Genomic DNA, 20,276 nt, shown 5'->3' with positions numbered 1-20,276 from the left:
TTAACCGTTAAATACTTTACTCAATGAAACACCTCTGTTATGGGCTACAGTATAAGCATCTCTCAATTGAGACAATGCTGAAATTGTAGCTTTAACCACGTTATGTGGATTTGAAGAACCTTTTGATTTTGCAAGTACGTTATGAATTCCTGCAGATTCTAAAACTGCTCTCATCGCACCACCAGCAATAACACCAGTACCATTTGAAGCAGGTTTTAAGAAAACAAAACCTCCAGAAAATTTACCGATTTGCTCATGAGGTATAGTAGCATTAATGATAGGAACTTTAACTAAGTTCTTTTTCGCATCATCAATTCCTTTAGCAATTGCTTCAGTAACCTCTTTTGCTTTTCCTAAACCATAACCTACAACGCCGTTTTCATCACCTACAACTACGATAGCTGAAAAGCTGAAAGTACGACCACCTTTGGTAACTTTAGCAACACGTTGGATGCTAACCAAACGATCCTTTAATTCAATCTCGTTTGCTTTTACTCTTTTTATATTGATAGTTGACATCTGCTTCTGAAATTAAAATATTAAACCTGCTTCACGGGCACCTTCAGCCAAAGACTTAATACGTCCGTGGTATAAGTAACCGTTTCTATCAAAAACTACTTGTTTAATTCCAGCAGCAATAGCCTTCTCTGCAACTTTTTTACCAACCTCTTTTGATTGATCTACTTTATTACCATTTGCACTGAAATCCTTCTCTACTGATGATGCTGAAACAATAGTTTTACCAGCTATATCATCAATAATTTGAGCATAAATACCTTTGTTACTTCTGAAAACAGATAAACGAGGGCGCTCTGTAGAACCAGAAACTCTTTTTCTGATACCTTTTTTTATTCTTTCCCTACGGGATAATTTTACTTTTCCTGCCATAACAATTATTTTTTAGCTGCTGACTTACCTGCTTTTCTTCTTAACTGCTCACCTACAAACTTAATACCTTTACCTTTGTAAGGTTCTGGAGTTCTGAATGAACGAATCTTAGCTGCAACTTGACCAAGCAATTGCTTATCTATAGATTCTAAAATGATCGTTGGGTTTTTACCTTTTTCAGAAGTTGTTGAAACTTTAATCTCTTGAGGTAAAGCAAAAACGATATGGTGAGAATATCCTAGAACTAAATCTAGTGTATTTCCTTGGTTAGACGCTTTGTAACCAACACCTACTAATTCTTGCTCTAATTTGTAACCTTCTGTTACACCAACAACCATATTGTTAAGTAAGGCTCTGTATAAGCCGTGTAAAGCTTTATGACGTTTTTGATCTGAAGGACGTTTAACTAATAAAGTATTATCTTCTTGCTCAACGATGATATCAACATCAACTTGTTGACTTAATTCTCCTTTAGGTCCTTTTACAGAAACTAAATTATTTGAAGAAACTGTAACCGTTACTCCACTAGGGATTGAAATCGGGGCTTTTCCTATTCTTGACATCTCTTTCTCCTCCTAATTAATAAACGTAACATAAAACTTCACCACCTACATTTAACTGTCTGGCTTCTTTATCAGTCATAACTCCTTTTGAAGTTGACATAATTGCAACGCCTAAACCGTTTAATACTCGTGGCATAGTACTAACACCTGCATACTTTCTCAAACCTGGTTTACTCGCTCTTGTTATGGTGCGAATAGCAGGAACTTTAGTAATTGGATGATACTTTAATGCAACTTTAATTGTGCCTTGCGCATCGTTATCCTCAAACTTATAGTTCGTGATATAACCTTTATCAAAAAGAACTTTTGTAATTTCTTTTTTCAGGTTCGATGCAGGAATTTCAACAACCCTATGGTTGGCCTTGATGGCATTCCTTACTCTTGTAAGATAATCTGCTATTGGATCTGTATACATTTTATTGTTATATAAATAAAAAGAATTTTTTTGGACCGCAAAAGTACAAAAAAATTCTTTATTCTTTTAATTTAATTACCAGCTTGCTTTTCTAACCCCTGGAATCTTACCTGCAAGTGCCATTTCACGGAAAGTAACCCTTGAAATACCGAACTGACGCATGTAACCTCTTGGACGACCAGTTAATTTACAACGATTGTGTAAACGAACAGGTGAAGAGTTTTTTGGTAATTTATCTAATCCCGCAAAATCTCCAGCAGCTTTTAATTCTTCTCTTTTAGCAGCAAACTTTGCTACTAACTTTTGACGCTTAATTTCGCGAGCTTTTACACCTTCTTTAGCCATTGTTAACTTTATTTTGATTTTTAAATGGTAATCCGAATTGTTTAAGTAACTCTAAGGCTTCAACATCAGTTCCAGCGCTAGTTACAAAAGTGATATCCATACCTTGGATTTTATTGATTTTATCAATGTTAATCTCAGGGAAGATAATTTGTTCTGATACACCTAAAGTATAATTTCCGTTTCCATCAAAACCTTTATCATTAATACCTTTAAAGTCACGGATACGTGGTAAAGCAACTGCGATTAAACGGTCTAAGAACTCATACATCTTGTTATCACGTAAAGTTACACGTACACCTACTGGCATACCTTTACGCAATTTAAAGTTAGAGATATCTTTTTTAGACTTTGCTGCAACAGCTTGTTGTCCGGTTATGGTAGTTAATTCTACGATAGCAGCTTCAACTATTTTTTTATCAGTAACGCCTGCACCAACACCTTGGTTGATTGCAATTTTCGTCAACTTAGGCACTTGCATAACACTCTTATATTGGAATTTATCCTTAAGAGCATCAACGATTTCTGCCTTGTATTTATCTTTTAATCTTGGTACGTAAGCCATTACTTAATTTCCTCCCCAGATTTTTAGCTATTCTAACAACTTTTCCGTCTTCAGTTCTCTTTCTTGAAACTCTTGTAGCTTTACCTGTTTTAGGATCAACTAATGCTAAGTTAGAGATATGAATAGGAGCTTCCATTTTACTTATACCACCATTAGGATTAGTAGCACTAGGTTTAGAATGTTTAGAAACCATATTAGCACCTTCAACGATAGCTCTGTTTTCTTTAATTCTTACTTCAACTACTTTACCTTGTTGACCTTTAGAGTCTCCGGCGATAACCGTTACTAAATCTCCTTTACGGATATTTAATTTAGGTTGTGATTTTTTCTTATTTTCCATTTTACAAAACCTCCGGTGCTAATGATACTATTTTCATGAATTGTTTTTCACGCAGTTCTCTTGCAACCGGGCCAAAGATACGAGTACCTCTTGGTTCGTCCTGGTTATTTAACAATACTGCCGCGTTATCGTCAAAACGGATATAAGAACCATCTTTTCTTCTGATTTCTTTCTTCGTTCTAACTACTACAGCTTTAGATACTGTTCCTTTTTGATGTTTCCTGATGGAAGTGCTGCTTTCACAGTTACTACCACTTTATCACCAATAGAAGCATATCTTTTACCGGTACCACCTAACACTCTGATAACTAAAACTTCTTTAGCTCCAGAATTGTCGGCTACGTTTAATCGTGATTCCTGTTGTACCATCTTACTTAGCCCTTTCTAAAATTTCAACTAATCTCCAGTTTTGTTCTTACTCAGAGGACGTGTCTCCATGATCAAAACGGTATCTCCAACACCGCAATCATTTTTCTCGTCATGAGCCATAAATTTGGTAGTCGTCTTTACGAACTTACCATAAATTGGGTGCTTTACTTTTCTTTCCACACTCACTACAATAGATTTATCCATCTTATTGCTCACCACTAACCCAATTCTTGTTTTTCTTAATTTTCTTTCCATTTCGACTCTAAAAATTATGAGTTACTTTCAGAAGCTGCCTTAGCTTGCGCTTGGCGCTGAGTTAATTCTGTACTTAAGCGAGCAATAATCTTTCTAGAATTATGAATTCTAGTAGGATTCTCTATTGAAGAAACTGCATGTGCAAATTTCAACTTGGTCATAGTCGCTTTTTCTTCCTGAATTCTGGCAACAATTTCATTTGTGGCCAGCGCTTTAATTTCTGCGTATTTCATTTTACTATTAGTAATTAGTTTAGTTTAAGCTGTCTTTGTTAGGTAACGGCCAACAAAAAAAACTAAAAACTGGTTTTATGCTTCTACGTAATCTCTACGTACTACAAACTTAGTTTGAACCGGTAATTTCTGAGCTGCAAGACGCATAGCTTCTTTTGCAACTTCAAAAGGTACACCTTCTGCTTCGAAAAGGATTCTACCTGGTCTTACAACTGCAACCCAATACTCAGGCGCACCTTTACCTTTACCCATACGTACTTCTGCAGGTTTTTTGGTAACTGGTTTGTCTGGGAAAATACGAATCCATACTTGGCCTTCACGTTTCATAAAACGTGTTACCGCGATACGGGCTGCTTCTATCTGGCGGCTGGTAATCCAGCACTCTTCCAGTGATTTTATTCCGAATGAACCGAATGCAAGCTCAGCACCACGAGTGGCTAGGCCTTTCATTCTGCCCTTCTGCATTTTTCTGAACTTCGTTCTTTTTGGCTGTAACATTACTTTATTCTTTAATCGTTAAACGATAGTTTCTAACTGAATTATCTTTTACCTCTATTGGCTCCTCCGGCTCCACCACGGTTTCCACCACGGTTGTTACCACCTTTTCTATCACCACGATCACCACCTCTTGGAGCAAAGTTTGAAGAACCTTCAGTTTTTCCACCTTTACCTGCGCTAGCTCCGATATTTGGAGATAAATCTCTCTTACCGTAAACTTCACCTTTACAAATCCATACTTTGATACCGATTTTACCATAAGTAGTTAATGCTTCACCTAAAGCATAATCAATATCAGCTCTGAAAGTGTGTAGAGGAATTCTACCGTCTTTATATTGTTCAGAACGAGCCATCTCTGCGCCACCTAAACGGCCAGAGCACATAATTTTAATTCCTTCTGCGCCCATTCTCATAGTTGATGCGATAGAAGTTTTCATAGCTCTTCTGAAAGAGATACGAGCTTCTAATTGTTTCGCAACACCGTCTGCAACCAATTTTGCATCAAGTTCAGGTCTCTTGATTTCAAAAATGTTGATTTGAACATCTTTCTTAGTTAATTTCTTTAACTCTTCCTTGATTTTATCAACTTCTGAACCACCTTTACCGATTACAATACCCGGGCGAGCAGTGTGAATAGTAACAGTTATACGTTTTAATGTTCTCTCGATAACAACTTTAGATACGCCACCTTTTGCTATACGCACTGAAAGGTATTTACGAATCTTTTCATCCTCAACTAATTTATCAGAATAGTTATTACCACCATACCAGTTAGAATCCCATCCTCTGATGATTCCTAATCTGTTCCCTATTGGATTAGCCTTTTGTCCCATTTCTTCTTAATTAGTTTTGAGGTTCTACATTTTTGCTATCTACTACCAAAGTTACATGGTTAGAACGCTTACGTATTCTATAACCACGACCCTGAGGTGCAGGTCTTAAACGTTTCAACTGACGACCACCATCAACCATAATTGTTTTCACAAATAGTTGAGCATCTTCAGGACGTTGACCCTCATTTTTTAACTCCCAATTTTTAATGGCAGATAATAATAGTTTCTCAACTCTTATAGCTGCTTCTTTATTGGTATATTTTAGGATATAAAGTGCCTTTTCTACGCGTTCACCTCTGATTAAATCAACAACCAGTCTCATTTTACGAGGAGAAGTAGGGCAATTATTTAATTTTGCTATTGCTTCCATTTCTTATTATCTTTTCTTTTCAGAGTGACCTCTAAATGTTCTGGTTGGAGCAAACTCTCCAAGCTTATGACCAACCATGTTCTCGGTTACATAAACCGGAATAAATTTATTTCCGTTGTGTACTGCGAATGTGTGACCTACGAAATCCGGAGATATCATTGATCTTCTTGACCAAGTTTTGATTACAGTTTTCTTACCTGAATCATTCATTGTAGAAACTTTTCTCTCTACATTATGATCTATATATGGTCCTTTTTTAATTGAACGAGCCATTATTTTTTCCTCCTCTCAATGATGAAACGATCTGAATATTTCTTTTTGTCGCGAGTTTTATAGCCTTTCGCCAATAAACCTTTTCTTGAACGTGGGTGACCTCCAGAAGATCTACCTTCACCACCACCCATAGGGTGATCAACAGGGTTCATTGCAACACCTCTAACTCTTGGACGACGGCCTAACCAACGTTTTCTGCCGGCTTTACCTAAAACTTCATTTGAATGTTCTGAATTAGATACAGTACCAATAGTTGCTGTACAAGTAACTAAAATCAGACGAGTTTCACCAGAAGGCATTTTAATAGTTGCATATTTACCATCTCTTGCCGCTAACTGAGCGTAAGAACCAGCACTTCTTGCAATTTGAGCTCCTCTTCCTGGATTCAATTCAATGTTATGAATAATAGAACCCAATGGAATACCAGCTAATGTTGTTGTATTTCCTACTTCAGGAGCTACATTGTCACCAGAAACAACTTTCTGTCCAACCTGTAAGCCTTCTGGAGCGATGATATATCTCTTCTCTCCATCAGCGTAATGTAACAGGGCGATACGGGCAGTACGATTTGGATCGTACTCGATTGTTGCTACAGTTGCGGGGATATCTTTTTTATCGCGTTTAAAATCTATCAATCGGTACAATTGCTTGTGACCCCCACCGAGATAACGCATAGTCATTTTACCAGTATTGTTACGACCACCAGATTTCTTGCTTTTTACAACAAGAGTCTTTTCAGGAGTTCTTGTAGTGATTTCAGTGAAATCAGCGCCAACTCTGAAACGTGTTCCTGGGGTTACTGGTTTAAATTTTCTTAAGCCCATTTTTTAATTATATATTGCTATAAAAGTCAATAGTTTCACCTTCTTTTAAAGTAATAATAGCTTTTTTATATTTAGCTATTCTACCTTGTACTACACCAGTCTTAGTAGATCTGGTTTTGTTTTTACCTACCACAACCATAGTATTTACTGCATCTACAGTAACACCATACATGGCCTCAATTGCAGATTTAATTTGCAATTTATTAGCTCTGTGATCACACTGGAAAATATAACGGTTCAATTTTTCAGTTAACACAGCGGCTTTTTCTGTAAGAACGGGTCTTTTTAAAATTTCCATATTACTTAGCTAATGCCTCCTCCAATGTTTTTACCGAACCGGTAGTTAATACTAATTTTCCTGCGTTTAATACATCATATGTATTTAACTGATCTGCTGTAATAACTTTAGCCTTCTGAAGATTTCTGCTTGCTAAATAAACGTTTTGGTTTGCTTCTGCTAACACAACTAATGTTTTCTCATTAGCAAAATTTAAAGCGTTTAATAAGCTGATAAAGTTTTTAGTTTTTGGAGAATCAAAAGTGAAGTCTTCTAATACTAAAACGCTGTTATCTTGAGCTTTGTAAGAAAGCGCAGATCTACGAGCAACTTCTTTTAACTTTTTGTTCAATTTAAAGCTGTAATCACGTGGTTGAGGACCGAAGATTCTACCACCACCATTAAATAATGGAGATTTAATACTTCCTGCTCTAGCGCCACCTGTACCTTTTTGCTTGTACAATTTTCTAGTTGATCCAGCAATTTCATTACGTTGTTTAGACTTGTGAGTACCTTGACGTTGATTTGCCAAATACTGTTTTACGTCTAAATAAATCGCATGGTCATTAGGCTCAATACCGAAGATTTCCTCAGAAAGTTGCACCTTGGCACCTGTTTCTTTACCTGAGATGTTTAATACTTTAACTTCCATCTTACTTCTCGATTAATACGTACGAACCCTTTGCTCCTGGTATAGAACCACTAACAACTAATAAATTTTGCTCAGCAAAAACTTTAACGATCTGAAGGTTTTGAATTTTAACCCTAGAACCACCTGTTCTTCCTGCCATTCTCATTCCTTTAAATACTCTTGAAGGAAATGAAGACGCACCTAATGAACCTGGAGCTCTTAAACGATTATGCTGACCGTGAGTTTGCATACCCACACCGCTAAAACCGTGGCGTTTTACAACACCTTGAAAACCTTTACCTTTAGAAGTACCAACTACATCTACGTAATCACCTTCTAAGAAAAGATTAACATCAACAACATCACCTAAAGATTTCTCTTCTACGAAATACTTAAACTCAACAAGCTTACGCTTAGGAGTAGTTCCAGCTTTCTCAAAATGACCTTTCAATGAAGCAGTGGTGTTTTTTTCTTTCTTCTCGTCGTAAGCTAACTGAACAGCAGCATAGCCATCTTTCTCGACGGTTCTCACTTGTGTTACCACACAAGGTCCAGCTTCGATAACAGTACAAGGTATATTCTTACCTTCTGCGTCGAAAATGCTGGTCATTCCTACTTTTTTTCCAATAATTCCTGACATTTCTATAATTAAATTAACACCCATCGAAGCAGTAGGGCTTCGTTCAAGGTGGATACAATATTCCCAAAAGGGACGGCAAAGATAAGAAACAGTTATTAATAATCAAACAGTTATAAGTTTATTTTTCATATTTTTCTTCTGACTGTAATAGCCCAAAATTTAATCTCTGTTTTAAAGATTTAAGAGCCTTAAGAAAAGCGGACTAATTGTTGTCATAAATACAGAACCTATCACTTTAATATGAAATCATTATCGCTTAAAGTTCTCATTACTTTTTCTACAACAATCTTAACCGCTTGTTATCAAACATCTTCCAAAGAGGAAAACAAGAATGTAGATATCACACCAACAGGTACTTCATTTGAAAAACCTATTGTTAAAAGCGGCAACTACTATAATTTAAACTCGGGCGAAAAAATAAAAGTTATTGCTGATTCTTTAACTGGTTTGGCTGTAGACAGCTCAAGCAGTATGCCTGTTGAATTTTATCTGGATAAAATTACCCAAGACACTTTCTATCAAACAGGCTTGAAAGTAAACCATCTACTCCTTAAAACCAAAGAAGGGACATATACTTTTGATGAAAGAAAAGTTAAAATTAATGGGGAGCAAATTATTATTTTATAAAAAGAAAATCAGCTTATTAAGCGCAAATTACTTCATTTCATAAGATTTTAGTCGGTAAAAATTATAATAATCTAACATTTTCACTGTTTTATTGGGAACAAATTCCTAATACAAATGAAAATTAAACCCTATCTATTTACAAGTATTACGCTTCTGACGATTGGAACAATAAATTCATCGAAAGCGCAAACCAGCCTAAATACCCAATACCAAAATGTTGTAGAAAAAGCCAATAATTATCAAGAATACAAGGTTATTAATCAAAATCAGATTAAAAATTTATGGAAAAATACAACCGACTCTTTACAGTCTAAACAGGCTAAGCTAAACCAAGCTCAAAGCCAGCTTAAGAAACAACAATCAGAAATAAATCAACTTCAAAAGCTTTTATCTGAAAAAGACAATAGCTTGTCTACAGCGTTAAATACTAAAGATGAAATATTACTTTTAGGTTTTATACCACTTTCTAAAGCTAGCTATCAATCTACTATGTGGGGCTTAATTATCCTTTTAGCAAGCTTATCTGCTTTCTTGATATTTAGAACAAAAAGCTTCAGAAATGAGGCACTCTATAGAACAAAGCTTTTTAACGATTTAAACGAAGAGTTTAAAAACTACAAAGCAAAAGCCAATGATAACGAGAAAAAACTTGCCAGAGCTTTACAAGACGAAAGGAACAAATTAGACGAGTTATTTAGACGTTGATAAACGCTTAATTAATTCTGCACTTTGTATACGACCCTTTTCTAGAAGGGGCTCAAAAAAGTCTTTAGCTTCTTTAAAGTGAGTTTTATAACCTTCCATGTCTTTATATCTAATAAGAGAGGCCCATTCTCTAACTGCGGTATGAAATTCTAAATCATCTCCTCTTATACTCTTATCGTATAAAGCTGTTTTAATAGTGTCTTCTAATAAAGTCTCATTCTTGAAAAGATACTCTACAATTCCTAGTCTGAGCTTAAAAGGAGGTGTTTGGCATATCATGTTATCATAAGGATTAATTCCTAATTGATGCCAAGCATCAACCATAGCAAGTAAGCTAAGATGAGAATTATGTTTAGCTAGTTCCTGATTATCGCCTATACTAAATTCTTGCATAATATCATCATCAAACAAAATAAGATTTGCTTGTTCATGAAAAACAAAATCCCTTGCCTTATAAATTCTTTCTCTAAAATTAGCCTCATCCTCTTGAATCATCATTTTAAATAAAATTGATTCCGATTGAGCGTAAGCAATAATTTGAGCCGTTGCATAAGGATTTAATATGGCCAAACCAGCGTATATATGTGCCTTATAACTAAAGATTCTTAAGGTAGTTAAGATTTTAACATTATCTATCCCAGAAACATAAGCACCACTTTCCCACGGATAAGTACCAGCATTTTTCCATGCCGTCCCCATACTTTCAAACCCCATGTGCGTTACCGCTTGTGTATCAGCCATGATTTGGTCATGTTGATGATAATCATCAAGCTCAATAATTTCAGACTCTAGAAGTTGTAAAACTTGCATAGCCTTGGCATAAGACTCTGCAGATATGCGATGTGGCGCAACAATTAATTTTTGACCTTTAGTACTAAACCCTGGGCCATGTAAAGAATGGGTGATAATTAATTCAATATCTTTAGATAAATAACACTCAAAGGCTTCAACTTCAGGAGTTTTAACCGATGTCATACCTGTTACGATAGCTCCTTTTTTTGTAGAAAAAGCACAAGCAGCTACAACTTCTTTAATCTTCTCTGCTTCAACAGCGTAAAAAATAAAATCGCATTTTGCTGATACTTCTAAACCATTATTCAGAACTATGATACCCAAAGGATCTAATTCTTCTTGCAGTTCTAGAGTACGGTCAGGTAAATCACACCCAAAAACAGAAAGCCCTGCTGCTGCAAATTTCTTTGCATATAGCTTACCCATATCGCCAAGACCTATTAATCCTATATTCATCGTTGCTAAGATATTAAAAGATATAGATTTTAGACCCCTAAAATTGAGCAATATCTTTTCATAGCCTCTAACTCTACTTGGGCTATAAAAAGATGGAAACCTTCCTTTTGATTATCTACTTGAGCATTTTCTAAAGCTTCATAATATTTCATACGGGTTTCTGCATCGCCTTTAATATTGGCAATTATATAGCCATTCTTTAATAAAATAAGATTCATGATAAGCCTTGAAGTTCTGCCATTACCATCCAAAAAAGGATGAATGGTGACTAATCTTTCAGATAATTCTGCAGCCAAAACAACAGGATGGAGTTCTTTTTTATTAGCCTGATACCAAAAAAATAAATCCTCCATTTGCTTCTTTATTAAATATGGTTGTGGAGGCAAATGTCTACTCCCGCTTATCATAACTTGTACATCCCTATATATACCTGCATACTTAGAATCTATACCTTTAAGGATAAGCGAATGCAATAATAATAAATCCCTTTCTGAAAAATCATTATTCTTATTTACTAAATCTTTAAGATAATCTAAAGCCTCTTGATGATTTATAGCTTCTAAATGTTCTCGCATACTTTTTCCAGAAATAGTAATCCCCTCATTAATTACCAAATCTGTTTCTTTAAGCGTAAGCGTATTTCCTTCTATCCTATTACTTTCAAAAGTATATTCTAACTCTAAGGCTTCAATAATTTTAAAACTTTCTAAAGCCCTATGATGTGACAACTTTTGCTTTAACTCATCAATTTCCGCTAAAATATCAGTTAGCTTATTTAAGACTATTAATTCGCTTTTTTTATAATATCTTATCTTCTCCTCAGCAAGAGAAAGAACTTCCAATGCAAAATTACCATAGCCTACTTGGTCAACAACTTGCTCGCTTAACCAATCTATGAGTAATTCATGTGCATCTAAATCTAGTATTTGTGCTATTTGAATAACTTGATCTCTGGTAGGTTTTCTTATTCCAGACTCAAATTTACTTACTAAAGAAGAGTCTATCTTGAGTAACTGAGCAAGTTCTCTAACTTTTAGGCCTTTATTAATTCTAGCTGTTTTAATAAGAATATTCATATGATGACAAAATTAGTCATGACAAATATAGGCATTATTTTAAGATAAAAAAAAGCCCATTCCTAATGAAAGGAAAGGGCTTTAAAATCAATGTATTTGGACTATCAGACTTTAATTTCTACTTCAACACCTGAAGGTAATTCCAGTTTCATTAAAGCATCTACAGTTTTTGCCGAAGCGCTATAGATATCTAATAATCTTTTGTAAGAGCATAATTGAAATTGCTCTCTTGCTTTTTTGTTAACGTGTGGAGAACGTAATACAGTGTAAATTTTCTTCTCAGTTGGAAGAGGAATTGGACCACTAACTACTGCACCCGTAGGCTTAACAGTTTTAACGATTTTCTCAGCAGACTTATCTACCAAATTGTAATCGTAAGATTTTAATTTAATTCTAATTCTTTGGCTCATTTTGTTTGTTTTTTGCTTCTTCGTTAGAGCTATTTGTAACGAGAAACGGGTTTATTTTAAGTAATTACACAGATTTAAATGATTACACAGATATTATTAATGGGTGCAATCTATATAATCTGTGTAATCTTACATTTATGCGTTTGATTTAGCACCTTTAGCTTTAGCTACTACTTCTTCTTGTACGTTTCTTGGAGCTGGCTCATAATGATCAAATTCCATCGTAGAAGTTGCTCTACCAGAAGTAATTGTACGTAATTGCGTAACATAACCAAACATCTCAGAAAGTGGCACTAAGGCTTTGATAACTTGAGCACCAGCTCTTGTATCCATACCTTGTAACTGACCACGACGACGGTTTAAGTCTCCCATTACGTCACCCATGTTCTCTTCTGGAGTTAATACCTCAATTTTCATGATTGGCTCCATTAATACTGGTTTACATTTTGGAAGTGCCTCGCGGAAAGCGTTACGAGCTGCTAATTCGAATGATAATGCATCTGAATCCACTGGGTGGAAAGATCCATCAATTAAACGAACTTTCATTGAAGTTACAGGGAAACCTGCTAGCACACCATTTGGTAAAGAAGCTTCAAATCCTTTTTGTACAGATGGGATAAATTCACGAGGAATAGAACCACCAGATATCTCGTTCTCAAACTGAAGACCTATTTTAGTTTCATCATCAGCAGGAGAAATAACAATCTGGATATCAGCAAATTTACCACGACCACCAGTTTGTTTTTTGTAAGTTTCACGGTGTTGAACAGTACCAGTAATAGCTTCTTTGTAAGCTACTTGTGGCGCACCTTGGTTAACCTCTACTTTAAACTCACGTTTTAAACGGTCCATTAAGATATCTAAGTGAAGCTCACCCATACCTTGGATAATGGTTTGTCCTGAATCTTCATCAGTATGAACGCGGAAAGTAGGATCTTCCTCAGCTAATTTACCTAAAGCCATACCTAATTTATCAACATCAGCTTGAGTTTTTGGCTCAATGGCTAATCCGATAACTGGATCAGGGAAATTCATTGACTCTAAAACGATAGGGTTTTTCTCGTCACAAAGCGTGTCTCCGGTTTTAATATCTTTAAAACCAACAACAGCAGCAATATCACCAGCTCCAACATTAGGAATAGGGTTTTGCTTGTTTGCATGCATTTGGAAAATACGAGAAATACGCTCTTTATTTTCTGAACGAGCATTGTAAACGTAAGAACCAGCCTCAAGATTACCCGAATAAACACGGATAAAGCATAAGCGACCCACAAAAGGATCGGTTGCAATTTTAAATGCTAGGGCAGAAAAAGGCTCTTTAATATCTGGTTTACGAATTACTTCTTCGCCAGTGTTAGGGTTAGTTCCATTAATACCTTCTTGATCTAGTGGTGAAGGCAATAATTCCATCACGTAATCAAGCATGGTTTGTACACCTTTGTTTTTGAAAGATGAACCACAAACCATAGGTACAATTCTCGCATCTAATACTGCCTTACGTAAAGCGTCTAAAATTTCACGCTCTGTAATGCTAGACGGGTCATCAAAGAATTTCTCCATTAAAGACTCATCATATTCAGCAACAGCTTCTAATAATTTCTCTCTCCACTCGGTTGCTTCCTCAACTAAATCATCAGGAATTGGAACTTCTGTAAAAGTCATACCTTTATCAGCTTCATTCCAAACAATACCTCTCCAGTTAATTAAATCTACCACACCTTTGAAAGAATCTTCTGCGCCAATAGGAATTTGCAAAGGAATAGCGTTAGAACCTAACATATCCTTTACTTGCTTAACAACTTTTAAGAAATCGGCACCAGCTCTATCCATTTTGTTAACAAAACCGATACGTGATACGCTATAGTTGTTAGCTAAACGCCAGTTAGTTTCAGATTGAGGCTCAACGCCATCAACAGCAGAAAACAAGAAAACTAAACCATCCAAAACACGTAAAGAACGGTTTACCTCTACGGTAAAGTCAACGTGACCCGGGGTATCAATAATATTGATATGGTAGTTATCTCCTCTGTATTTCCAGTTTACAGTTGTTGCAGCAGAAGTGATTGTTATACCTCTTTCAGCCTCTTGAACCATCCAGTCCATAGTAGATGCACCGTCGTGTACCTCACCAATCTTGTGGTTCACACCTGCATAATATAGAATACGCTCTGTTGTGGTAGTTTTACCAGCATCAATGTGAGCAGCAATTCCAATGTTTCTTGTGAATTTTAAATCTCTTGACATCTTATGTTATTAATGATTGAAGGATTGAATGAATGATTGAATAATATATTCCTCCAGTCAATCAATCCCTCATTCTATCATTTAAAATTTAGAATCTGAAATGAGAGAAGGCCTTGTTAGCTTCTGCCATTTTATGTGTATCTTCTTTTTTCTTCACTGCAGCACCTTCACCTTTAGCAGCAGAAATAATTTCACCAGCTAATTTTTCCATCATGGTTTTTTCACCACGTTTTCTTGAATAGCTAATTAACCATTTCATACCTAAAGCAATTTTACGCTCAGGACGAACTTCTGTAGGTACCTGGAAGTTAGCACCACCCACACGGCGTGATTTAACCTCTACTCCTGGCATTACATTATTTAAAGCTTTTTTCCATTGCTCTAAACCGTTTTCACTAGTTTTAGACTCAACTAAATCAATAGCTTTATAAAATATATCGTAAGCGATAGATTTTTTTCCATCGTACATCATATTATTCACAAACCTGGTAACCATAACGTCGTTAAACTTTGGATCAGGAAGAATAATTCTCTTTTTTGGTTTCGACTTTCTCATGTTCTTTTCCTCCGTTTAATTATTTCTTTTTACCTTTTGCTGGAGCTGCTGCTGCTTGTCCTGGTTTTGGTCTCTTAGTACCATATTTAGAACGACGCTGATTACGACCTGCAACACCTGCAGTATCTAAAGCACCACGAACGATGTGATAACGAACACCTGGTAAATCTTTTACTCTTCCACCTCTTACTAACACAATTGAGTGCTCTTGTAAGTTATGGCCTTCACCCGGGATGTAAGCATTAACCTCTTTACCATTGGTTAAACGTACACGGGCAACTTTACGCATTGCAGAGTTTGGTTTTTTAGGGGTAGTTGTATATACACGGGTACATACTCCTCTTCGCTGTGGACAGCTGTCCAACGCTGGGGATTTACTCTTATCCTCCAGAGCTACTCTACCTTTCCTAACTAATTGTTGAATGGTTGGCATTTAATGAATTTATGTTTAAAAATTTCTTTTAACTACCCTTAAATTTGAACATGACATAACACACCCATTTAAAAGGACTGCAAAAGTAGGTTTTTATTTTTTGATATTCAATAGTTTGAGTGAAAAAAGTTTAAATGTCCCATGACCGATGTCGGAAGTCTGATTTAAACGCCGAGGATGTATTAACAATTAGAAAAGCTTATTTAGTATTACTATTAAAGGTAGTCCCGCTTTCCGCACTCGCTTTTAGCAATTTATCAATTGCTAAAGAGCTCAAACAAATGCTTCAATCGGGTTTAGGTGGCCACAATTGATACATAAAACAGAGTTTCCTCTTTCCCGGCCTTATAATTAAAATAGTTTTATTTAAGAAACCGTTGCTTTCAATTTTAACAATAACTGTTTAGAAACCGGGAATTTCTGTTTAGGAATATCCAATATATCCGAAACCTCATCTCCTAATAAAAACCGCATAAAACCAGCTATTTCTATATTTTTGATTTGTTTCTCATCATTTAAACTGTAAAAACAGTCGAGTAAAGATTTAGTCAATTGTTTTCCAGCAATTGATGGTTTAAAATGCCTGCTACTAATTGCCTTTTCTAAATCTAAAGCTTGTTTTCCATTTTGGGGTAATAGCTCTGGTGTGAGCCCTAAAACAGCTCCAATCCAACTCCAATAATTAATATAAGCCATTTGTTCCTGATAAGAAATAGTAAAACCCATTTTTCTTAATCCTCTAATTATAATCAAAGAAAAAGAAAGGTTGGTTCCAGCTAAATCTTCTTGATTCACTGGCAAGCCTAAATTATCATCCCAATTCCCTTTTAAAATATAATATCTACCAGCAGCATGCATAATCCTTACCTTAAAGAGCTGAACTTTAGCATCACCAGCTTCATCAAAGCCTTTTGGGTTCATCATAGAAGCTACAAACATTCCTGTTTCTTCTAATCTCTTGGCTACATCCTTATACATTCTTTCTGTTTGGTAAAGAACCATGGCGCCATCAGCAGCAGCGTAACAGTAAGGTAAAGATAATAAGCCTAAAAGCTGGAGAATGTAGGTTGATTTACTCCTGTAAAACGCTAAAGCATCTTTTCTTACTTTCAAGTTTACAAATCCAATTCTTTTTAATTCTTCATCAAAAAATGCAGCTTCGGGTATTTCAGTTAAAAATTTAGGCCAATTGACATTGGTTTTTAATTTGGCTAATGCTAAATCTAATTTCTTTTTATTGTCTGTATTAGAAAAATAGCCTGCAATAAAATCATCTGCAAGTGGGTCCCCTACTTGTCTAAACTTATTTAAATCTAACATCATTAAAGAAATTGATTATCAAAATGACAATTAAAAATGTTTAAAAATTGTTTGGATAAACCCTAAATAAAAAGATGTACTTAAGATATTTAAACCAGTTCGTATTAATAAAGGATAGGGATCGGTTTTTATTGGAGTGCTCTATAATCATTAAAGGCTAACACTATAAAATCCTATTCTTTTGGCAAACTTGTTGTAAAGTCTTATTTACATTTATTTAAAACTGAAAAATATGCCTACATCAAAAAACAACTCAAAGAGCAAGGCTTCTAAAGAGTTAAAAGACCCAAAAACTAGTAAAGAACAAAAAAGTGAAGCTGCTAAAGAATTGGGCAGCTCTAAAAAGAAAAAATAACACCATTTATAACAAGGTTTGGCTCATAAAAAGCCAAACCTTGTTGAAATTACCTAAGCCTTCTTTACAAACTCTGATTTTAAATACATAGCTCCAAAACCATCTACCTTACAAGAAATGTTATGATCGCCAGCGGTAAGGCGAATATTCTTCACTTTAGTGCCAATTTTCATAGGTTTAGGAGAACCTTTTACAGGGAGGTCTTTTATTAAAATAACCGTATCTCCATCAATTAACTCATTCCCATTTGCATCTAATACTTTATCTGTAACGTTAGTTTCCATTTCTTCCTCCTCCTTTGGTATCCATTCGTTGAAACACTGAGAACAAACCATATGATCTTGTTCTGGATAGGTAAATTCAGACCCACATTGTGGACAGTTATTGTTATTGCTCATCAATTAAATTAAAGACGCAAAGATAAAATAATAAAGGGTTTCCTGTAATTCAGTAAAAAAAACAGGGGCTGATTTTTCTAAAACCAGCCCCAATCTATTGTGTAAATCTAATTTTTATACTTTAGCAATTAAAGCATTACAATCTTATTTAGCTTTATTTTTCACATAATTTTCTAACCATTGATCTTGCTCATAAAGCATATGCAAAATATTTTCCCGACCTCTGTAGCTGTGTGCTTCATAAGGTAAGAAAACAAATTTCACTGTTCCGCCGGCACCTTTAATAGCGTTAAATAAACGCTCGCTATTTATTGGAAAAGTCCCTGGGTTATCATCACTATCTCCGTGTATCAAAAGTATTGGTGTTTTAATCTTATCGGCATAACTAAACGGACTCATCTCATAATACAATTTAGGAACTTGCCAATAGGTACGCTCTTCATTTTGGAAGCCAAAAGGTGTTAAAGTACGATTATATGCTCCACTCCTAGCGATACCAGCTGCAAATAATTTAGTATGAGCCAATAAATTTGCTGTCATAAAAGCGCCATAGCTATGCCCTCCAACTGCCATTCTATTTCTATCGCCCACACCTAAATCAACTAATTTATTAATTGCAGCCTCTGCATTTAATGTAAGTTGTTGGACAAAAGTATCGTTAGGTTTTTGATCGCCTTTGGCAACAATTGGCATTTCTGCATTATCTAAAACTGCGTAACCTCTTGTAGCCCAAAATATGGGTGAAGCCCAACTAATGGTAGTAAACCTATTTTCAGAACCTCTAATCTGAGCTGCATCTGCAGCAGAATTAAATTCGCGTGGATATGCCCAAATTATAGTAGGTAGAGGTCCATCCTTAACTTTATCATATCCTTTAGGCAGATACAAATCTCCAGTTAAATCTATCCCATCTGCTCTTTTGTAAGATATTTTTTCCTTTTTAACACCTTCTAAAGATGGATATGGATTCTTAAAATCTGTTAATACAATATCATTCTCTGGAGAACTAAAGTTTTTAAGATAATAGTTTGGGGCCATCTTCTGACTCTCTTTACGAGTTACTATTATTAATTTCTCTGGATTTATCACACTAGTCACATATTCAAAAGTACCTTCTGCACTTCTCCAAATAATCTCATTTTTCTTCGTCGTTAAATCAAACTTAGCTAGAAAAGGCATATCGCCTTTTGGCGAAGCCCCTGTAGTATTGTTAAGTAATAATTTTTTGCCATTATCTACAGTAATAATAACATTTCTTCCATATTTATTTTTAGCTGTTATTGGATTTCCGGGATCGTTATAAGCATCTGTTTGATTACGAGAGTACAACAATTCAACTTTTTTTGTAGTAGGATTATATAAACTCACTTTTGTAGTTTGTTTACTTCTTAAACCTTCATAAACCAATGCCAAATCTGAATTTCCCCATTGCACTCCACGGAAACGCGTTTCAGTTTTAAATAATTCTTTTTCTGTACCGATAAAAGGGGAACTTAATGAATAAACTGCATCATGAAAGGGCACATCAGCTTTAATTAATCCTCCATCTAAAGGCTTAGCCCATATTATTGTAGCCGCCTCATCATCACGCCAATCAAAACCCCTAGGAACATCCTGCAAATTATCATAACCAGATGGAGTTCCTTCTCTTGATGGTAAATTTGCTAACACTTTTACTGTTTTACCTGCTAAATCTGTAATACTAACAGTTGAAGGAAAACCATAAGCAGATACTAAATAAGAAAAGGGTTTTTCTATTGTACTGGTTAGGAAGTATTTTCTGTCAGGAGATAAAGAAACACTACTATAAATTGCGGGCTTACCAATTTTAGTTTCTAAACCATTAGTATTTTTAACCAATTGAGAAGTTGCGAAAAACTCAAATAAACTTTCATCGTAAGGAGATTTTATTAAATCTTGAAAGGTTGCACTAGGTGCTGTTTTACCCAAATTAATTTGAATTGTAGGTCCTTTTGGCTTTAAAGGTTTTACTGGTGCAGCCAAAGCTGGTTTTGTTATTACTCTGTAAACTAAGGTTTGATCATTAAGCCAAATAATACCTGCCCCAAGAACTGTATTAAGATAAGACTTATTAATTTTTTTTGCAGTTTGAGTAGCAATATCAATAACGTAAAGATCTACACCAGAACTAGATGTATTGGTAAAAGCAATTTTATTTTCTGATGGGTTCCAATTAATATTGGAAGCAAACATTGGAGTTGGAAGACCCTTTACTTGAAAAATTTGCTGAGATTTTAAGCTTTTTAAACTGAAATTATTTATAAAAACTTGCCTACTTGGAGCATAATTTTTAGGATTAATCCTTAAACCTGCAATCCTATACTCAGGAAGAGCTAATTCTTCTACAGAAGGATAAGAATTACGATCACTTAAAAGTAACCAGCTTGCTTGGTCATCTATACTTACTGAAGGTGTAGGCTTTGCTAGTAGTAAATCAGCAATTTCTTTTACTGGTACTTGATAACTAATATCATCTTGAGCCAGAACAGTACCAGATATAAAGTTAAAAGTTAAAAAGAAGGAAAATAGAACTAATTTTTTCATCATGCTATTTTTTGTGTTTATCA

The 20,276-nt window shown here is 35.2% G+C and carries 28 protein-coding genes and 2 pseudogenes; 3 read left to right on the top strand and 27 right to left on the bottom strand.

Annotated features, from left to right (window positions below; translation table 11 throughout):
* From rpsE to rplC, 18 genes and pseudogenes are all read right to left on the bottom strand, one after another.
* Entirely contained in the window at positions 1-519 is a 519-nt protein-coding gene (rpsE, locus tag FYC62_RS00350) for a 30S ribosomal protein S5 (RefSeq protein WP_039453621.1), read from the bottom strand.
* Positions 520-531: 12 nt separating this feature from the next.
* Positions 532-888 carry a 50S ribosomal protein L18 gene (gene rplR / locus FYC62_RS00345; protein ID WP_026904306.1) on the bottom strand — a complete coding sequence of 119 codons (357 nt, stop codon included), beginning with the start codon at positions 886-888 and terminating at the stop codon, positions 532-534.
* 5 nt (positions 889-893) lie between these two features.
* Positions 894-1,451 carry a 50S ribosomal protein L6 gene (rplF, locus tag FYC62_RS00340; protein WP_039453618.1) on the bottom strand — a complete coding sequence of 186 codons (558 nt, stop codon included), beginning with the start codon at positions 1,449-1,451 and terminating at the stop codon, positions 894-896.
* A 16-nt stretch (positions 1,452-1,467) separates the two neighbouring features.
* Entirely contained in the window at positions 1,468-1,866 is a 399-nt protein-coding gene (rpsH, locus tag FYC62_RS00335; protein ID WP_026904304.1) for a 30S ribosomal protein S8, read from the bottom strand.
* Positions 1,867-1,941: 75 nt separating this feature from the next.
* Positions 1,942-2,211: a 30S ribosomal protein S14 gene (gene rpsN / locus FYC62_RS00330; RefSeq protein WP_026904303.1), complete on the bottom strand. Its 270-nt coding sequence runs from the start codon at positions 2,209-2,211 to the stop codon at positions 1,942-1,944.
* Entirely contained in the window at positions 2,204-2,773 is a 570-nt protein-coding gene (gene rplE / locus FYC62_RS00325) for a 50S ribosomal protein L5 (RefSeq protein ID WP_039453615.1), read from the bottom strand. Before rplE ends, rpsN begins: the two co-directional genes overlap by 8 nt.
* Positions 2,745-3,113: a 50S ribosomal protein L24 gene (rplX, locus tag FYC62_RS00320; protein ID WP_149073504.1), complete on the bottom strand. Its 369-nt coding sequence runs from the start codon at positions 3,111-3,113 to the stop codon at positions 2,745-2,747. The genes rplE and rplX overlap by 29 nt, the downstream gene beginning before the upstream one ends.
* 1 nt (position 3,114) lies before the next feature.
* A pseudogene (rplN, locus tag FYC62_RS00315) lies at positions 3,115-3,482 on the bottom strand (50S ribosomal protein L14).
* Position 3,483: 1 nt separating this feature from the next.
* Positions 3,484-3,737 (bottom strand): annotated as a pseudogene (gene rpsQ / locus FYC62_RS00310) (30S ribosomal protein S17).
* A 14-nt stretch (positions 3,738-3,751) separates the two neighbouring features.
* Positions 3,752-3,970: a 50S ribosomal protein L29 gene (gene rpmC / locus FYC62_RS00305; protein ID WP_039453609.1), complete on the bottom strand. Its 219-nt coding sequence runs from the start codon at positions 3,968-3,970 to the stop codon at positions 3,752-3,754.
* Positions 3,971-4,045: 75 nt separating this feature from the next.
* On the bottom strand, positions 4,046-4,468 hold the full coding sequence (gene rplP / locus FYC62_RS00300) for a 50S ribosomal protein L16 (protein ID WP_026904297.1): 423 nt from the start codon (positions 4,466-4,468) through the stop codon (positions 4,046-4,048).
* Positions 4,469-4,509: 41 nt separating this feature from the next.
* Positions 4,510-5,301, bottom strand: coding sequence for a 30S ribosomal protein S3 (rpsC, locus tag FYC62_RS00295; RefSeq protein WP_039453606.1), 792 nt, complete (start codon positions 5,299-5,301; stop codon positions 4,510-4,512).
* 10 nt (positions 5,302-5,311) lie between these two features.
* Entirely contained in the window at positions 5,312-5,671 is a 360-nt protein-coding gene (rplV, locus tag FYC62_RS00290) for a 50S ribosomal protein L22 (RefSeq protein WP_026904295.1), read from the bottom strand.
* A gap of 6 nt (positions 5,672-5,677) precedes the next feature.
* On the bottom strand, positions 5,678-5,944 hold the full coding sequence (gene rpsS, locus FYC62_RS00285; RefSeq protein ID WP_026904294.1) for a 30S ribosomal protein S19: 267 nt from the start codon (positions 5,942-5,944) through the stop codon (positions 5,678-5,680).
* The gene (gene rplB, locus FYC62_RS00280; RefSeq protein WP_039453603.1) at positions 5,944-6,768 is read right to left on the bottom strand and encodes a 50S ribosomal protein L2; all 825 of its coding nucleotides are present in this window, start codon (positions 6,766-6,768) and stop codon (positions 5,944-5,946) included. Before rplB ends, rpsS begins: the two co-directional genes overlap by 1 nt.
* A gap of 7 nt (positions 6,769-6,775) precedes the next feature.
* Complete coding sequence (rplW, locus tag FYC62_RS00275) at positions 6,776-7,066, bottom strand: 50S ribosomal protein L23 (RefSeq protein WP_039453601.1); 291 nt, start codon at positions 7,064-7,066, stop codon at positions 6,776-6,778.
* A gap of 1 nt (position 7,067) precedes the next feature.
* The gene (gene rplD / locus FYC62_RS00270; protein ID WP_039453599.1) at positions 7,068-7,697 is read right to left on the bottom strand and encodes a 50S ribosomal protein L4; all 630 of its coding nucleotides are present in this window, start codon (positions 7,695-7,697) and stop codon (positions 7,068-7,070) included.
* A gap of 1 nt (position 7,698) precedes the next feature.
* Positions 7,699-8,316, bottom strand: coding sequence for a 50S ribosomal protein L3 (rplC, locus tag FYC62_RS00265; protein WP_039453679.1), 618 nt, complete (start codon positions 8,314-8,316; stop codon positions 7,699-7,701).
* A gap of 240 nt (positions 8,317-8,556) precedes the next feature.
* On the opposite strand from rplC, the gene FYC62_RS00260 reads away from it, so the two are divergent.
* Positions 8,557-8,943 (top strand): hypothetical protein, encoded by a 387-nt coding sequence (locus tag FYC62_RS00260; protein ID WP_039453597.1) that lies wholly within the window; start codon positions 8,557-8,559, stop codon positions 8,941-8,943.
* Positions 8,944-9,057: 114 nt separating this feature from the next.
* Complete coding sequence (locus FYC62_RS00255; protein WP_149073503.1) at positions 9,058-9,648, top strand: coiled-coil domain-containing protein; 591 nt, start codon at positions 9,058-9,060, stop codon at positions 9,646-9,648.
* Here FYC62_RS00255 and FYC62_RS00250 read toward each other — a convergent pair.
* The 7 genes from FYC62_RS00250 to FYC62_RS00220 all read right to left on the bottom strand — a co-directional run bounded on the left by FYC62_RS00250 (position 9,634) and on the right by FYC62_RS00220 (position 16,938).
* Positions 9,634-10,896: a prephenate dehydrogenase gene (locus tag FYC62_RS00250; protein WP_149073502.1), complete on the bottom strand. Its 1,263-nt coding sequence runs from the start codon at positions 10,894-10,896 to the stop codon at positions 9,634-9,636. The two genes, FYC62_RS00255 and FYC62_RS00250, sit on opposite strands and share 15 nt — an antisense overlap.
* A 29-nt stretch (positions 10,897-10,925) precedes the next feature.
* Positions 10,926-11,972 carry a Fic family protein gene (locus tag FYC62_RS00245; protein ID WP_149073501.1) on the bottom strand — a complete coding sequence of 349 codons (1,047 nt, stop codon included), beginning with the start codon at positions 11,970-11,972 and terminating at the stop codon, positions 10,926-10,928.
* 104 nt (positions 11,973-12,076) lie between these two features.
* Positions 12,077-12,382: a 30S ribosomal protein S10 gene (gene rpsJ / locus FYC62_RS00240; RefSeq protein ID WP_013633190.1), complete on the bottom strand. Its 306-nt coding sequence runs from the start codon at positions 12,380-12,382 to the stop codon at positions 12,077-12,079.
* A gap of 135 nt (positions 12,383-12,517) precedes the next feature.
* Positions 12,518-14,626: an elongation factor G gene (fusA, locus tag FYC62_RS00235; RefSeq protein ID WP_149073500.1), complete on the bottom strand. Its 2,109-nt coding sequence runs from the start codon at positions 14,624-14,626 to the stop codon at positions 12,518-12,520.
* Positions 14,627-14,714: 88 nt separating this feature from the next.
* Positions 14,715-15,182 (bottom strand): 30S ribosomal protein S7, encoded by a 468-nt coding sequence (gene rpsG, locus FYC62_RS00230; RefSeq protein ID WP_026904285.1) that lies wholly within the window; start codon positions 15,180-15,182, stop codon positions 14,715-14,717.
* A gap of 19 nt (positions 15,183-15,201) precedes the next feature.
* On the bottom strand, positions 15,202-15,615 hold the full coding sequence (rpsL, locus tag FYC62_RS00225; RefSeq protein WP_026904284.1) for a 30S ribosomal protein S12: 414 nt from the start codon (positions 15,613-15,615) through the stop codon (positions 15,202-15,204).
* Between the two features lie 366 nt (positions 15,616-15,981).
* A complete protein-coding gene (locus FYC62_RS00220) occupies positions 15,982-16,938 on the bottom strand; it encodes an oxygenase MpaB family protein (RefSeq protein ID WP_149073499.1) in 957 nt (318 codons plus the stop codon).
* Between the two features lie 229 nt (positions 16,939-17,167).
* Between FYC62_RS00220 and FYC62_RS17740 the strand changes: the two genes are divergently transcribed.
* Positions 17,168-17,290 (top strand): hypothetical protein, encoded by a 123-nt coding sequence (locus FYC62_RS17740; protein WP_262713575.1) that lies wholly within the window; start codon positions 17,168-17,170, stop codon positions 17,288-17,290.
* 53 nt (positions 17,291-17,343) lie between these two features.
* On the opposite strand, the gene FYC62_RS00215 is transcribed toward FYC62_RS17740, so the two are convergent.
* Together FYC62_RS00215 and FYC62_RS00210 are read right to left on the bottom strand one after the other, a co-directional pair.
* A complete protein-coding gene (locus FYC62_RS00215) occupies positions 17,344-17,688 on the bottom strand; it encodes a zinc ribbon domain-containing protein YjdM (protein ID WP_149073498.1) in 345 nt (114 codons plus the stop codon).
* Between the two features lie 144 nt (positions 17,689-17,832).
* Complete coding sequence (locus tag FYC62_RS00210) at positions 17,833-20,253, bottom strand: alpha/beta hydrolase family protein (protein WP_240534771.1); 2,421 nt, start codon at positions 20,251-20,253, stop codon at positions 17,833-17,835.
* Positions 20,254-20,276: the final 23 nt, after the last annotated feature.

This window comes from Pedobacter aquae (assembly GCF_008195825.1).
GTDB classification, from domain to species: domain Bacteria; phylum Bacteroidota; class Bacteroidia; order Sphingobacteriales; family Sphingobacteriaceae; genus Pseudopedobacter; species Pseudopedobacter aquae.
This window is presented reverse-complemented; position numbering and strand designations above follow the sequence as displayed.